Origin of the sequence: Dolichospermum heterosporum TAC447, from assembly GCF_024584745.1 — a bacterium.
Taxonomy (GTDB): Bacteria; Cyanobacteriota; Cyanobacteriia; order Cyanobacteriales; family Nostocaceae; genus Dolichospermum; species Dolichospermum heterosporum.
Window position 1 is genome coordinate 1,503,527 of record NZ_CP099464.1, and the last position, 15,148, is coordinate 1,518,674.

The window sequence follows — 15,148 nt, forward strand, 5'->3', positions numbered from 1 at the left end:
TCATTGTCGTATCGTATTAAAATTAGGTGTTGAAAATATCCAATGTTCTGTTAATATTTCAAAATTTCTTTCAATCCCTCTCAGACTATTTAAGCCTGTTATTAAGAATTTTATTGCTGTTTCTATGACACAAACCAAATAACTATGCCCTTTAGGTCTTAACTCTTCTAGCTCTTGATTTCTTAATTCGGTTACATGATTATTTTGTTTTTTTAATTTGTCAAATTCAGTTTTTTTTTCAAATTTTCTAATTCTTGTTCCAACTGCTCTTTTTGCTGCTGTGCTGATAGTGCTTTCGATTTCCAAAGGTCTCGACTTGTACTTAAGTCTCTGATCTTGATTTCCATTCCTCTCATTTTTTTCTGTTTTTCTGCGGCTCTTTTTCTCCACTGTTCTCGACCTTTTTGAAATAGCCGTACTAATCGGCTTTCGGAACTTTTAAATCCTTCCATTCCCCTATTGCCTTCTTTCTGCTTGTTTTGCTTTCCTAAAACCTTTTTATGGGCTTTCAGGCATTCTTTTTTTTATCACACTTTCTGCATGAAGGAAATCCCTGGTTTCCCTGTCAAAATTAACACACTAGACGGGGACTAAAAAAAAAGGGGTGAGATGGAAGCGAATAAGAATAAGTCATCAAGCAAAACAAGATCCAGTGAATCGTGCAAGTAAACAGGCAGATATGGATATGTTAGAACTGGCTGCGGCTAGTGGAGAAATAGACCTAAAGTATTTAGATGAATCAGGATTTTCAGCTTGGAGTGATTCAGGTTATACATACTATCAAAAAGGAGAACAAAAAAAGCTCGAACAAACAAAAAGACGTGGACGCAGAATCAGTATTATTGGGCTATTTCAGCCATTAATTAGCTTTATTTATGGTCTAGTAATTGGAGGAGTTAAGCGCAGTTCTTACATCAAAATGATGGAACAAGAGGCGCAAGAAGCATATGAGAATAAACGAATGAGAATCATAGTTCAAGATAATGAACCAATACATCGTTGTCGAGAAGTTCAGGCATTATGGACAAAGTGGGAAAACATGGGTTTATATATGTTTTTTCTTCCTAAATATTGCTCGGAAATGAATCCAATTGAATTAGAATGGCAACATCTTAAACGAGATGAAATTGCCGGAAAAATGTTTGAGGATGAATTAGAACTAGCGTATGCAGTTATGGATGGTGTTGAAACCAGAGGTAAAAAAGGAAAACACCGGACAGAACGTACTAAATTTAACAAAGCTAATTAGGTTAACTTTTCTTTACATACCTTTAAATTTTTCTGTTCACCTACTTATATTGGTAAATTACAAGAGGTTATTCTGTTACTTAACTACTTGTATTAAATCTAAATTTGCTATCTGCAACCTCAATCGTTCATTCTCAATTCTTAACCGATCATTTTCCCTTTCCAAGTGAATAACCATCTCTTGCAACTCTTCCGCCTTTGACTTCTTCTTAATAGCTTCTTCAATAGCCACATTGCGATTTTCTAAACTAAACCACTTCTGATAAATGGAAGTGTGCATATTCACAGAATGACCCAAATTATCAGCCGCAGCTTTAATAGGAATCCCCATCAAATGCGCTCTAATTGCCCAAGCATGACGTAAATCATAGGGTTGAAAAGGAATTTCTACAAATCTAAACCATCTATCTGTACCATGTCGCACGGCATTAATTTGTTTACTGGTAATTTTATCGGCAATCTTTGCTTTTAATAACTCAATTGCTTCTTGATCATTCTTTAAATTAAAACTCTCAATCCAACGCGGATATAATGGTAATGCTTCCCTGTCTCCAGTTTTACATTCTTCATTTACTCGCCATGTATTCATAGTATTATCTGATGATAACCACCAATTCAAATCAGGTTTAACAAAAATTTCTAATGGTCTTAATCCATAAGTTGCCAACATTCCATATACCCATCTCCATAATTTCCAATTATTCCGATCTTCCCTATTTATTAACTTAGTGGGACGGTTCAAAGCATAGTTTTGAAACCTTAAATATTCTTTCTCAACTTCTAAATCTGTCGGTATATCCCGCTTTCTTTTAGCAGTAGCTTGGATTTTAAAGTTATTTAACTCAGGTATTTCTAAACCAGAACATTTACATAACACCCGAATCACCTTAATTAACTCATTTTTTACACTATCCGAAGAACTACAAGATTGCACAGCTTCAATAAAATTAGCATTTATCGCTAGTTTATCCTTCGGTAAATGCTTTTGGGCAATATATAGATAACTATTAAAAGTATTTTCACTTTTCAGAGTCCGTTTTCTAGTTTGAAAATAATTTTCTTCAAAATTTATAATTAAGTCACTAATATTTTGTAAATTAGCTCTAATTCTTGTTTTTCCTAAATATTTATCCGTCCAATGAAATTGTTTTCTAGCAATCAGTTTTCCTAGTTCATAAGCCTCTTCTTCTGCCGTATTCAAACCATCAAAATTAAAGGGAATATTCAAAGAAATATCATATTGTTTTGTCCCACTACCGTTTTTATCAATATCCCCTGGTTTAATAGGTAGGGTACTTCTCAACTGTAAACAATTACCAGATTTTCGGATATAAACACAAACCTTAGCTGCTTTGAGTCTAGTATTTACTGCTTTTAATTCCGTTTCTAACTTAGTTTTGATGTGAACTTCTTGGTCATTTACTGCTTGCATTCTACCTAAATATCCCCCATCCGTGATAGCTGTTGGTTGAAAATCGGCAAATGCTTCCTGTGATCTGTTCATACCCTAGATTCACCCTAATAAAAAAACTGTCCATTTCTGACAATGATCGCAGTAAACATTGTAGAAAATAAACACTTTACGTGAATTTAGATTATATCAATAGTCTTACCCGTGAAGGTAAAGCACAAGAAATCTACATCGTTACATCAGGTGAAATGATGGCGATGTACGCTGCAAACAACATCGCTCGTGGTGTACTTAAATATGCTCACTCCGGTGGAGTTCGTTTAGGTGGTTTGATCTGTAACAGCCGTAACACAGACCGAGAAATCGAATTAATCGAAACCTTGGCAAAACGGTTGAACACCCAAATGATTCACTACGTTCCCCGCGATAACATAGTTCAACACGCCGAACTACGTCGGATGACAGTGAACGAGTATGCACCTGATAGCAAACAAGCTAACGAATACCGCGCACTAGCTAAGAAGATCATCAACAACACCAACCTCACCATTCCTACACCTATCGAAATGGAAGAATTGGAAGAATTGTTGATTGAGTTCGGTATTCTCGAAAGCGAAGAAAACGCTGCAAAAATGCTGGCTAAATAGGCATAATTCGCTACGAAGAAAGAATTTTCTAGCACCAGGAAAAAGGCAGAGAGCAGCACATCAAAAGCTCTCACCTTTGACCAACATTTCCCCTATCGCTACAGGGGGATGGTATTCCATTTCCCAAAATTCATCCCTATTTTCGTTCCTTTAGGAGCAAGAGAGACTAACAATGACTCCTCCAGACGACAAGAAGATTGTTGAACAAAGAAAAGAACTAGTTAAAGAAGTTCTCAAAGCTTACCCCGAAAAAGCTGCTAAGAAGCGCGAGAAGCATTTAAACGTATTTGAAGAAGGTAAGGCTGATTGTGGTGTTAAATCTAACATCAAATCATTGCCTGGTGTAATGACCGCTCGTGGTTGTGCTTACGCAGGTTCTAAAGGTGTGGTTTGGGGTCCTATCAAGGACATGATCCACATTAGTCACGGTCCTGTTGGTTGCGGTTACTGGTCTTGGTCTGGTCGTCGTAACTATTACTTAGGTACAACAGGTATTGACACCTTCGGTACTATGCACTTCACCTCCGACTTCCAAGAACGCGATATCGTGTTTGGTGGTGACAAAAAACTGACTAAATTAATTGAAGAATTAGATGTATTATTCCCCTTAAATCGTGGGGTTTCTATTCAATCTGAATGTCCTATCGGTTTGATTGGGGATGACATCGAAGCAGTAGCTAGAAATACAGCCAAAACCATCGGTAAGCCAGTTATTCCCGTCCGTTGCGAAGGTTTCCGTGGTGTGTCTCAGTCTTTAGGACACCACATCGCTAACGACATGATTCGTGACTGGGTATTCCCCAGAGCAGATCAAGCTAAGAAAGACGGTACATTGAAGTTTGAAGGCACTCCTTATGATGTAGCCATCATTGGTGACTATAACATCGGTGGTGATGCTTGGGCGAGCCGGATTTTGTTAGAAGAAATCGGTTTGCGCGTTGTTGCTCAATGGTCTGGTGACGGTACAATCAACGAAATGTTGATGACCCCCAACGTGAAGATGAACCTCATCCACTGTTACCGCTCGATGAACTACATCAGCCGTCACATGGAAGAAGCTTATGGTATACCCTGGTTAGAATATAATTTCTTTGGTCCTACCAAGATTGCTGCATCTTTACGTGAAATCGCTTCTAAGTTTGATGCAAAAATCCAAGCAAATGCTGAAAAAGTAATTGCTAAGTATCAACCTACCATGGATGCGATCGTTAGTCAATATCGCCCCCGTTTGGAAGGTAAGACTGTAGCAATGATGGTTGGTGGTTTACGTCCCCGTCACGTTGTTCCCGCTTTCCAAGATTTGGGAATGAAGATGATTGGTACAGGTTATGAGTTCGGTCATAATGACGACTATAAACGTACTACTCACTACATCGAAAACGGAACTATCGTTTATGACGACGTTACCGCTTACGAATTTGAAGAGTTCATCAAAGCATTGAAGCCAGACCTAGTTGCTTCTGGTGTGAAAGAGAAGTATGTCTTCCAAAAGATGGGTCTTCCTTTCCGTCAAATGCACTCTTGGGATTACTCCGAACTTGGTAATGTTGCTGGAAAGGTGCGTTAGTTTAAGGTTTTTTGGGAGGTTTTTTAGTTGGGCAATTTTGATATTTTAGTTTTTAGCCTAAATTGATTTTATTATGTTCTATCATAACATTGTTTATGGATAACTGCAAGTGGTGAAAGGGTGACTTTTCCAGGTTTTATTAAGTTATTAATTTTTGATGTTTGGTGGTTTGGTAAAATTGAATAACTTTTTTTGCTTTGATTTTCTAGACTAAATGGCTCTCCTAGACTAGTTAGAGAAAATTAATACTTGATATCAGGTTAAGTCCTTACATAGTAAGGGATTCAATAATCAGAAATCATATTTTTATTAAATTTTTGATTCTCTTTTAGCGAAACCTAGTTATATCAGGTGTTTTAGGTATTTTTTAGTATTAATATCCATAACATAATCAGAAATATGTCTTAGAAAAAATGTTATTATATTAACCAAGGTTACTTAGTTTGAATATGCTTGATCTAAATTATTTTGATATCGCCCAATATGCAGGAAATAAAGCCTTAGATGAGTTGTATAAAGCATATCTTATATATATTGAACCTATATCAAGGGCTTTGACTAATAATAACATCCATGTTGTTTCTTATGATTTCAAAGAAAATCATGATATAGACATTTTATCTTCAAACCTAACAGTACGAGATATTGATGTAGATTCTGCTGATCCTATAAATGCTTTACACTGGAGTAGTTATCTTATAACTTTACGTGAAGCGGAGGCTAAATACTGCATTAATGCAGCAATATTTTTTCAAATGAAGATGGAATCTGTGATCAATGACGTTATTGACAACAATGTATTAGGAAAATCTTTCTATGAAAAATGGAAAAACTTTTTAATGTCACATAATGCTACACCAGAAGAACTAGATTATTTGAATGGATACTGTGAAAATATCTATAGAAAAATGCGTAATACAACCATTCATGCTAAACAAAGGTTTGGAATCATAAATGCAGAATTGTTTAGATTTCCTCATGTTCATAAATATATAAAGTTTGGTTGGTATTCGTTTGTTTTCTTGCTTAATAAAACCAATGGATTGAATATGAATTATGAAGATAACTGGTTACAAATATGTCAGTCTATTCATCGTATTCCTGCAAACATATCGGAAGAGGATTTTTGTGATATGAGTATATTGTCAGGAGAAATGTCCAAAAAGCATTATGATTATATAAATCAGAACTTATAGTTTGTTTTAACAAACGAGCGTTGAAAGCACAAAGGATAAAATTTTTAATCGGTAGCGACTGTCTTGATTGTCAAGCGATCGTTAGGAAAAATTTAAAGTCTAGGAAAAAAGTCAGAAAATAGAGGAGAAAAACAGAACAGAACAAAACAGGTAAATTATAGATTGCCATAAATTACCAAACTAGATTGGAGGTATAAAAACGACAGTAGAACTTTATGCAGAAATTGGTTGTGAGTCTTGAGAAATAGACCAAGGAAGATGATCTCGAATCATCGCATTTAAAATAACTAACATTTTATGAACGCAAGCAGTAATGGCCAATTTTTTGGGTTTACCACGTTCAACCAAGCGCTCATAAAAAGTTTTGATAACAGGATTATGACGCATGGCAACAACAGCACCCATATAAAGAATGGCACGAACATGGGCGCGACCACCATTAATCATGCGCTTACCTTTGTGCTGACCACTATCATGATTAATTGGTGCAACACCAACTAAGCGAGAGATTTGTTTGGCAGTTAATTGACCTAATTCTGGTAAGTCAGAAACTAAAGTGGTAGAAATTACTTGACCAACGCCAGGAGTAGTTTTGAGTAGATTGACTTTATCAATCCATTGTTGATTATTTTGGGTCAACGTCTCAATTTCTTGATTGAGTTGTTGAAGATGTTGCTCAAGATAATCAATATGGGATTCAATATCTGTCAAAGCTTTACCACGAGCGCGGTCACGGCGATTCTTTTCCGCTGTAGACATTTCTACTAATTGTCTTCGGCGACTAATTAATTCGCCTAATTGACGTGACATTTCACTTTCGATTGCTAACACCTCCGGTTTCATTGCTTCACCGAAATGCGCCAAAATCTGTGCATCAATGGCATCGGTTTTGGCTAACTTACCTGTAGCTTTAGCAAAGTCTCTTCCCTGACGAGGATTGATTAATGCTACTGGTAAAAGAGCCGCTTGCAATTGAATGATTAATTCTGTTTCTAGTCCTCCTGTTGCTTCCAGTACGATTAGGTTTAAATCGTTAGATTGAAGTTGCTTAACTAGATTAGCTATTTCTGTTTCAGTATTAGCAAATTGAAATGCTTTACCCATTGGACGGATATAAACATCAAGTGTTGCTTTACTTACGTCAATGCCTACCCATTGGGAGATATAATCCATTTTTAACTCTCCAATTTCAATTACTTCTTTTTAATTTGTTTTGTTTTTATTCATCCCCTTGATTTCACTCATCCTTGCACGATACGGGCTATATTATCTATGTCTTTGTTCATAGTTTTTACCCCAGGCGACTGTTCGAGTTCTGTCATGGAGATTGTTGTGGTGATCCTTGCTACAAAGCGGTCTTTTCTGACCCAGGTTGGGACGGTCTACCACTTCTTCTAACATACCTCTAAGATACAAGGTTGGGTTAAGCAACAGCGCAACCCAACATAATTTGAAAAAATCAAAAAAATAATCAATTACATCCTGTAAATCCTAAAATCCTGGATATCCTGATTCTGACAAATGGTTTAAAATATTAATAACTGACATTTATAACAAGGAGCATAAATTTATGCCAATCATGACCCTGAAAGATGTAGAACAAGTTCAAACTGCTTTTAGTGAAGCTGGTTTAGATTACGATGTTGAATTAACAAACGGGAGAATTTCTATTGTAGGTCCATCAGATATTGTATCTAGTGAAATTAGCAGTCGTTTAATTGCTTTTCTCTTCGCTTGGGTAAATCCTCGTCGTTTAGGAAGAGTATTTGATTCTGCTGGTGGTTTTATTTTACCTGATAGCAACCTCACCGCACCGGATGTTTCTTTTGTTCGGGCTGCACGTCTGCGTCAAAGTCCTCGCTATTTTGGCGAACTTGGACCAGATTTAGTAGTAGAAATTAAATCTCAAAGTGATAAAATTAAAACATTAAAAAATAAGATTCTCAACTTGATCAAATTAGGTGCAATTATTGGAATTTTAATTGATCCTGATGAAGAAACAGTAACAGTTTATCCTTCTCAAGGTGAACCAATAGTTTTTCATAATGGCGATATTTTAACTTTACCAGAACTTTTTCCAGGTTGGGAATTAGCTGTTTCTGAATTATGGCCTCCTATTTTTACTGAAGAAGAAATAGAAGGCTTAACAGGAGATAAGGGGATTGAAGAAAAGAATTAAAAAATCCAAACATCCTCTAAAATTTCACACCAATTTGACCATTAACTCCTCGCACAGAATTGTAACCAGCACCCACAAAAACATGATCGCTAGTGACTACTTGTACACCACCAGAAACAGCCACTCCTTGATCTTCCGAATACCAACCAATTCCGACATAAGGTGAAATAACTGGTAAACTCAAGAATTTTAAAAAATCTGCTCCCATAGCACCTTGAGGACTCCTTCCTACTTCAAGACCAAAACCTAAAACCTTAACACCCGCACCATAGGTAACTTCACTATCTTTACTTCCCACCGTTACCCAAGGTTGTGGTAAAAGTTGAGCCGCAACCTGATGAGAGGTAAATATATTTAAGCAAGTTAAGGATGAAATGAGTATTTTGATCATCAATGCTTTTTTCATTGTTGTTCTCCTCTACTACCAGTGATATCGTAACATTTTCATAAACATAATTAGAAATGTTTTTGGTGTTGTGTAGGTATAACTTAACATTTTCGGAGTCATGTTATAATCAACAAATAATTACTTGGTATCATACATGATGATTACTCAAGCGCCAGAATCCCCATCTAACACATTAGAAGATATATCAGAAGAGATAATTTTCCCACCCAGTGACTTATATAGTGATGAACCGCCAGTGGAAACAGAACTGCATCTCGAACAAATAATGCTCTTAATAAAATCACTCAAATGGTTATGGAAAGAGAGAACTGATTTTTATGCTGTCGGAAATCTCAGTATTTACTATAGTCCCCATCAAAAAAAATCAAAAGATGTGAGAGGTCCAGATTTTTTCGTAGTTCTAGGAACGGAAAGAAAAACTAGAAAAAGTTGGGTTGTATGGGAAGAAAATGGTAAATATCCTAACCTGATTGTGGAAATTCTTTCACCAACTACAGCGAAAACTGACAGAGAAACTAAAAAAGAACTTTATCAAGATATTTTCCGCACACCTGAGTATTTTTGGTTTGATCCCTATAGCTTAGAATTTGCAGGTTTTTATTTAATACATGGTAAATATCAAGTTGTAGAACCCAATGAAAATGGACATTTATGGAGTCAAGAACTGGGTTTATATTTGGGAATTGACCGGGGTTTATTAAGGTATTTTACATCTGCTGGATATTTAGTTCCTACACCGGAAGAAAGTGCAGAATTTGAAGCACAAAGAGCAGCAATTGAAGCTCAAAGAGCAACAATGTTTGATGAAAAAGCTCAACGGTTAGCAGCAAAGTTGCGAGAATTAAATATTGATCCAGATACAATTTAATTTAGATCCCATTTAGATCCCCGACTTCTTTGAGAAGTCGGGGATCTAGGGATATAGGGACAGCGATCACTCATCATTAATTATCCTCAAATTAGCAACCTCATCCTGTAAATCCTGATTCAGACAAATTCCCACAGCGATCGCCACCAATTAACCACCGAATACCTCATCCTGTAAATCCTGAAATCCTGATTCAGACAATTAATTATCCTCAAATTAACAACCTTATTGTGGTGCGATTAGAGTTATTTCATATCCTCGACTTCTTAGAGAAGTCGGGGATATAAGCGATGATAAATCACATCCTGGAAATCCTCATGTAGCTTGCGCCAAGCTATCAGACAAATGCTACAATTAATCAGTAACGACAAGAAGTAACCAAAATGGAAAGTAGAATAACTATTCATCCAGACATTTGTAATGGACGACCCATTATTACTAATACTCGAATTTCTGTACAAACAATTATGGAGTTTTTAGGCGCTGGTGATTCAATTGAGGAAATTCTGGAAGAGTACCCCTCTCTACAACGAGAAGATATTTATGCTTGTATTCAATTTGCAGCAAAGTTGATGGGGAATCATTATCAAGTGAGAAAAATCGCATGAATGGGTTTTTATTCGATGAAATTTTAGTGGCTGATCATCAGTTAATTAATGTTTATCTGGATCAGATTGAAGCTTTTAAATAATTAATGTTTGATACTAGAAAGCGATCGCTTAAAATGATAAATCACATCCTGTAAGCTATCAAATAATGTACCACAGCGATCGCCACCAATTAATCAGCGTCAAATTAACAACCTCATCTGCAAATAGATCCCTCATCCTGTAAATCCTGAAATCCTGGAAATCCTGATTCAGACAATTAATTATCCTCAAATTAACAACCCACATTCCGCACCCCAACTGTCACAGGAGTGGAATTACATAGGCAAGAAATAAAATTGAGAATAAAAAATAACATATTATCGAGAAAATACATTGGCAAAAAAGAAAAACACCAAAAATGGCATCAAAACCCATTGTCAATAAGGAGCAACAAGAATGAACACCACCCAGAGGGAGAAAAAGATAAATAAATGAAGATATTCAAGATACAGATTATAAGTTAGACTAATAAATTGAAGTAAAAAACGAAATTATAGACATAGTAAAATAGAGCAATAAATCAAACAGATTAGCTCCTAAATCTGATATTAATTAAATTAATGGAGAGAAGAATTAAGTGGCTAATTGATAGTAATGAAAACAATCATCTGGTAAAAGATTCAGAATAAAATCCCTATCTTGAGTCCAATTAGAGACGTGTTGTTCGTTGTTATATTCAACTAAATGAATACACTGAAAGCATTGAAAAATCCAGCGTAAAGTAGGACGGTCAGTTGCTTTACCTAATTGATTTTTAATTGTTGATTTAGAATCTTTCAGAGCATTTCTAATTTGACGTTGAGCCAAAGTATAAACCAGTAGACATAAACCCATAATCATTCCCAGAGACTCTATTCTCTCAGGACTTTTGAGAAAAATACTGTCTGCAAAAAATAATGGGTCTTTAAGAAAACCGAACCCCCGCTCACAAGACTGTTGAGCTTTATATTCACTCAGCATGGAATCATTGCTAAGTTCATTTGAATCTAAAACATTCGTAGCAATAATAAAACGTCCTGCACTCAGCAATTCTGTATTAATTTTACTTTCATTTTCGGAAACTGTAGCTGATATTTGGTAAGATATTTCTTCTGAAGAATCTTTTGTCTTAAATTTGATTTGAGTAACCAAAATTTCGTTAATTTGATGATATTTGAATTGTTTTGATAATTTTGATAATGCCTTGATAGCATCAGCCTCACAAGCAAATCTCTCTTGTGATAACTTTTTCAAATCTTTCACAGCTTTTGATTCTGCTTTGGTAATTTTTTGTCTGAGCTTACGCAGGTCTGATTCTCTTCTTTCTTGACTTTGCACTACTAACCATCTTTGTTCTATCCCTGCATAATTTTCGGTTTTTGATGCTAATTTATATCCTGGTATTGTACTATCAATAAATTCTGATTCTGGTAATGTTGATATTAATGATTTTGCTGCTTTTATGCTTAATGGTACTCGACATAACCAACGTAATTCTGACATCATTTTCAGGTTTGATTCTGTATATAAAGCAGCGTCAGCAACGATGAGACTATTAACTTCTAATTGTTTTTGATATTCTACTGCTATTTGACCAAAGCATGATGAATCTGTTTGGTTTCCTGATGCTAGTTTTAAAAATATTGGTATGTCTCCATCTCCTGAACATATCATTTCTATGATGAATTGTTTTAAATCTGGTCTATGGTCACGGGAATAACCGTAGGTGATGGTTATCTCTTTTGGTGATTTTACTGCTAATTCTTCTAATTCTTGGTTATTTCCTACTTTTTGATTCTCAAATATTACTTCTGGTAAACTTGTATTATATTGCCCATGCACGTGTATTGATGATGAGTCTAAATGCGAGGTTGACAGTGATACTCCAAATTTTTGTGCTGCTTTTAAGGCTATGATAAAAAATAGTGTATCCAATCCTTTGATAAATAGTTTATCCATAACTCTCCCCAGTTTATCGTCGTTGAGATATTCTGGTTTTACTCCTGCTCCTATTAGATGTTCACAGGCGATTGTTTCAAAATATTGGGGAAACATATATAAGGGTTTCGATACAAATCCTAACCCGTTTATTATCATGGCTTTTACTACTTGACCTGCACTTACTTTCTCGTCTTTTTCAACTCCTATTAATTCATTTATTATTTCTACTATTCCGATTGAATCTATCATCCCTGCTACTATCCCTAGATGATCTATGTTTTGAATTTCTATTTCTTGGGGTTTTAATTTCACAACAGATTCCTCTACTTGTTCTATTGTGATTCTCTCATTTCTTGCTTTTGTGAACAATTAATTTTTTAATCATATCGAATTTTCTCTTTCTTTCAGTCCCGTTACGAAGTTCCACTTTCTCACTCCATGCCCAGCTTAATGCTACTTACTATCATTAAGCCTCTTACCCTTCGAATGATTTTTAGTTATTATGTACTACTCGCTAGGCTTTTTTGATATGTGACAGTTCAGGGTGCGGAATGTGGGTAACAACCTTATTTTGGTGCGATTAGAGTTATTCAGATCCCCGACTTCTTTGAGAAGTCGGGGATCTAGGGATATAGGGACAGCGATCGCCACCAATTAACCACCGAATCCTTCATCCTGTAAATCCTGAAATCCTGTAAATCCTGATTTAGACAATTAATCACCATCAAATTAGCAGCCTCATCTGCAAACAGATCCCTCATCCTGTAAATCCTGAAATCCTGGAAATCCTGATATGGCTTGCGCCACGCTACGCTATCAGACAATTAATCACCGTCAAATTAGCAGCCTCATCTGCGAACAGATCCCTCATCCTGTAAATCCTCCTATAGCTTGCGCCACGCTATCAGACAAATGCTATAATTAATTAGTAACGACAAGAAGTAAACCTTATGTTACAAGTACAAATTAAATCTGATTCTCCCGACGTTGAAATCGTCCAAAACCTAATTAAAGGAGCTATTGAATCTGAGATTAAAAATTTACAAAGATCCTTAGAGAAAACTAATAAATTATTGCAAGAATTTGAAACAAAATATCAGGTTTCATCGGAATTTTTCTGGACTAATTGGACAGCAGAAAACCTATCAGGAGGGGACGATGAATATGTAAGTTGGGCAGGAGAAATTAAAATTAAGGACAAATTAATTAATGCTTTACAAAAGTTGGATGCTATAGAATATGTCACTCAACAATTACCAAGCTAATATTGTTGTCATTATTCAAAAATATGTGAACCAAGGGTGGATTATATCCTTTAATTTTTCAGTAGATGCTAGATCAAACTATGTCGGGTTTATCCAGGGAAATTTAGAATTTTCACCAGGGAGTCGCTTATTTTTCAAAGAATACATTGATCTACAAGAATCATTAGAAAAGCTCTCTTATTCATTCCATTATCAAGACAATGAAAACAACTTAATATTTCGCTATGATAATGCAAAACACAAACCTGATTTGGGCTACGCAGATCATAAGCATATTAAAGATGAAATTATCCCATCTACAATTCCAGAGCTTGAACAAGTGATTTTAGAGATTATTAGGGACTATTTAGAGGATAGTTGAAAACTTTCAAATTCTGGTACACTATGCTATCAGACAATTTCCCACAGCGATTGCTCACCAATTAATTATACTCAAAACGGTTTGATTGTTTGATTCTAAACGTAGGGGTTTAGCTCATGCTTTACCCCTACACATCTGGGTTCTTTGTCATTTGGCAAAAGTTTAAACCTCACCCGTGTTTAGTATATCCTCAAATTAGCAACCTCATCTACAAACAGATCCGTCATCCTGTAAATTCTGAAATCCTGGAAATCCTGATATGGCTTGCGCCACGCTACGCTATCAGACAATTAATCACCGTCAAATTAACAACCTTAAGTAGTGAGACAGAATTAATTACACAATGTCATTGCGTTAGCGCAGCGTGGCGTTAGCCATATGGAACGAAGTGACATGAAGCAATTCCAAGGGTTGTGATTGCTTCCCTTCGCTCGCAATGACTGTAAATATTTTTGTCCAATTACTCATTTTAATGCGATTAGAGTTATTTCATATCCCCGACTTCTTAGAGAAGTCGGGGATCTATTCCATGTTTATTTTGGACTATAGGGCAGAGAAGAATGGTGTAGAATAATACGCAATTTGCCATCACCACCTCTAATAAACTGCCAGGTTTTATCTACTTTTGTGACTTTACCTGTTTTATCAGTTATGGAAACATTACCCATAGTGGTAGCAGTATTACCAACAATAAAAATACCAGCGTTGCGAATTTCCACCTTTCGCCATCCTTTGAGAGCAAAACCAGTATCTTGAGGGAAGGAGGAATCACCACCCACAAAATAAGACAAAGCTCCTTTGTGTGTCGTGCGGAAGGTCTGGTCTCCAGTTGTCAAGGTTGGCTTGAACAACACCAATCCCGATTGATAAGCATATGATTGATCTATTATATTGTCAGCCAATTTTCTAGCAGCGGCTATCCCCTTTTCATCATAGGTGGTACTGATGGAAACCAATGCTTCACCCCAGGCTTTTTGAGCAGCCAGCACTTCAGCCTCAGTAATGGATATATTAACTACTGATGTCTTAGAATTTGATGAGGTTGGCTTAGTGGTGGTACTATTAACTTGACCATGAGCCATTGATGGCGCAGTAACCAACAAGGCTATAGTAGCAGCCGTTACAGAAAGATTGACTTGTAATTGTTTAAAGGGGTTTGTATGCATACTAACAAGAAATATCAAAGGGGAAGTTAAAAAACGTCTCAACAACATCTAACAACCTTGTGCCAAATCAGTCCAATATTTACTATAAATAGTTACCATAAGTAATCATCTATGCTATCATTTAATGATCTAGGATTAACCATTTCAATGTGTGTTAATTTTCTGCTTAACGGGTGACAAGGCGGTTGATGAGATAAGTAAGTAGGTTAGCATTAAAAATAGTCGTTATGGCAAGGCAAGAGGCACTCATGCAAGAGGCAA

General features: G+C 36.0%; 14 protein-coding genes and 2 pseudogenes. 9 read left to right on the forward strand and 7 right to left on the reverse strand.

What is annotated here, in order from left to right:
* The gene (locus NG743_RS06750; protein ID WP_160170650.1) at positions 1-306 is read right to left on the reverse strand and encodes a hypothetical protein; all 306 of its coding nucleotides are present in this window, start codon (positions 304-306) and stop codon (positions 1-3) included.
* 289 nt (positions 307-595) lie between these two features.
* Between NG743_RS06750 and NG743_RS06755 the strand changes: the two are divergent.
* Positions 596-1,249 (forward strand): annotated as a pseudogene (locus NG743_RS06755) (IS630 family transposase); the annotation flags it as partial.
* Between the two features lie 75 nt (positions 1,250-1,324).
* Here the strand turns inward: NG743_RS06755 and NG743_RS06760 are convergent.
* Complete coding sequence (locus tag NG743_RS06760) at positions 1,325-2,752, reverse strand: integrase (protein WP_027404294.1); 1,428 nt, start codon at positions 2,750-2,752, stop codon at positions 1,325-1,327.
* 110 nt (positions 2,753-2,862) lie between these two features.
* Between NG743_RS06760 and NG743_RS06765 the strand changes: the two are divergent.
* The 3 genes and pseudogenes from NG743_RS06765 to NG743_RS06775 form a co-directional block, all read left to right on the forward strand.
* Positions 2,863-3,306: pseudogene (locus tag NG743_RS06765) on the forward strand (NifH family ATP-binding protein); the annotation flags it as partial.
* 172 nt (positions 3,307-3,478) lie between these two features.
* A complete protein-coding gene (nifD, locus tag NG743_RS06770; protein ID WP_035083244.1) occupies positions 3,479-4,873 on the forward strand; it encodes a nitrogenase molybdenum-iron protein alpha chain in 1,395 nt (464 codons plus the stop codon).
* Positions 4,874-5,322: 449 nt separating this feature from the next.
* Positions 5,323-6,069, forward strand: a complete 747-nt coding sequence (locus NG743_RS06775) for a hypothetical protein (RefSeq protein ID WP_193962982.1) — start codon at positions 5,323-5,325, stop codon at positions 6,067-6,069.
* 213 nt (positions 6,070-6,282) lie between these two features.
* On the opposite strand, the gene NG743_RS06780 is transcribed toward NG743_RS06775, so the two are convergent.
* Positions 6,283-7,242 carry an IS110 family RNA-guided transposase gene (locus NG743_RS06780; protein WP_193965010.1) on the reverse strand — a complete coding sequence of 320 codons (960 nt, stop codon included), beginning with the start codon at positions 7,240-7,242 and terminating at the stop codon, positions 6,283-6,285.
* Between the two features lie 397 nt (positions 7,243-7,639).
* On the opposite strand from NG743_RS06780, the gene NG743_RS06785 reads away from it, so the two are divergent.
* Positions 7,640-8,248: a Uma2 family endonuclease gene (locus NG743_RS06785; protein WP_193962983.1), complete on the forward strand. Its 609-nt coding sequence runs from the start codon at positions 7,640-7,642 to the stop codon at positions 8,246-8,248.
* Positions 8,249-8,264: 16 nt separating this feature from the next.
* Here NG743_RS06785 and NG743_RS06790 read toward each other — a convergent pair whose 3' ends face one another.
* Entirely contained in the window at positions 8,265-8,654 is a 390-nt protein-coding gene (locus tag NG743_RS06790; RefSeq protein WP_027404292.1) for a hypothetical protein, read from the reverse strand.
* A 136-nt stretch (positions 8,655-8,790) separates the two neighbouring features.
* On the opposite strand from NG743_RS06790, the gene NG743_RS06795 reads away from it, so the two are divergent.
* Together NG743_RS06795 and NG743_RS06800 are read left to right on the forward strand one after the other, a co-directional pair.
* Positions 8,791-9,525: a Uma2 family endonuclease gene (locus NG743_RS06795; RefSeq protein ID WP_027404291.1), complete on the forward strand. Its 735-nt coding sequence runs from the start codon at positions 8,791-8,793 to the stop codon at positions 9,523-9,525.
* A 383-nt stretch (positions 9,526-9,908) separates the two neighbouring features.
* Complete coding sequence (locus NG743_RS06800) at positions 9,909-10,133, forward strand: DUF433 domain-containing protein (RefSeq protein ID WP_027404290.1); 225 nt, start codon at positions 9,909-9,911, stop codon at positions 10,131-10,133.
* 615 nt (positions 10,134-10,748) lie between these two features.
* Here the strand turns inward: NG743_RS06800 and NG743_RS06805 are convergent.
* Positions 10,749-12,344 carry an IS1634 family transposase gene (locus NG743_RS06805; protein ID WP_257122116.1) on the reverse strand — a complete coding sequence of 532 codons (1,596 nt, stop codon included), beginning with the start codon at positions 12,342-12,344 and terminating at the stop codon, positions 10,749-10,751.
* A gap of 374 nt (positions 12,345-12,718) precedes the next feature.
* Positions 12,719-12,856 carry a hypothetical protein gene (locus tag NG743_RS06810; protein WP_257121736.1) on the reverse strand — a complete coding sequence of 46 codons (138 nt, stop codon included), beginning with the start codon at positions 12,854-12,856 and terminating at the stop codon, positions 12,719-12,721.
* Positions 12,857-13,045: 189 nt separating this feature from the next.
* Here NG743_RS06810 and NG743_RS06815 point away from each other — a divergent pair, with 189 nt between their 5' ends.
* Together NG743_RS06815 and NG743_RS06820 are read left to right on the forward strand one after the other, a co-directional pair.
* Complete coding sequence (locus NG743_RS06815) at positions 13,046-13,360, forward strand: hypothetical protein (protein WP_027404289.1); 315 nt, start codon at positions 13,046-13,048, stop codon at positions 13,358-13,360.
* Positions 13,335-13,721, forward strand: coding sequence for a toxin-antitoxin system TumE family protein (locus tag NG743_RS06820; RefSeq protein ID WP_257121737.1), 387 nt, complete (start codon positions 13,335-13,337; stop codon positions 13,719-13,721). Before NG743_RS06815 ends, NG743_RS06820 begins: the two co-directional genes overlap by 26 nt.
* 533 nt (positions 13,722-14,254) lie before the next feature.
* On the opposite strand, the gene NG743_RS06825 is transcribed toward NG743_RS06820, so the two are convergent.
* Positions 14,255-14,887 carry a metal-independent carbonic anhydrase family protein gene (locus NG743_RS06825; protein WP_027404287.1) on the reverse strand — a complete coding sequence of 211 codons (633 nt, stop codon included), beginning with the start codon at positions 14,885-14,887 and terminating at the stop codon, positions 14,255-14,257.
* Between the last annotated feature and the right edge of the window lie 261 nt (positions 14,888-15,148).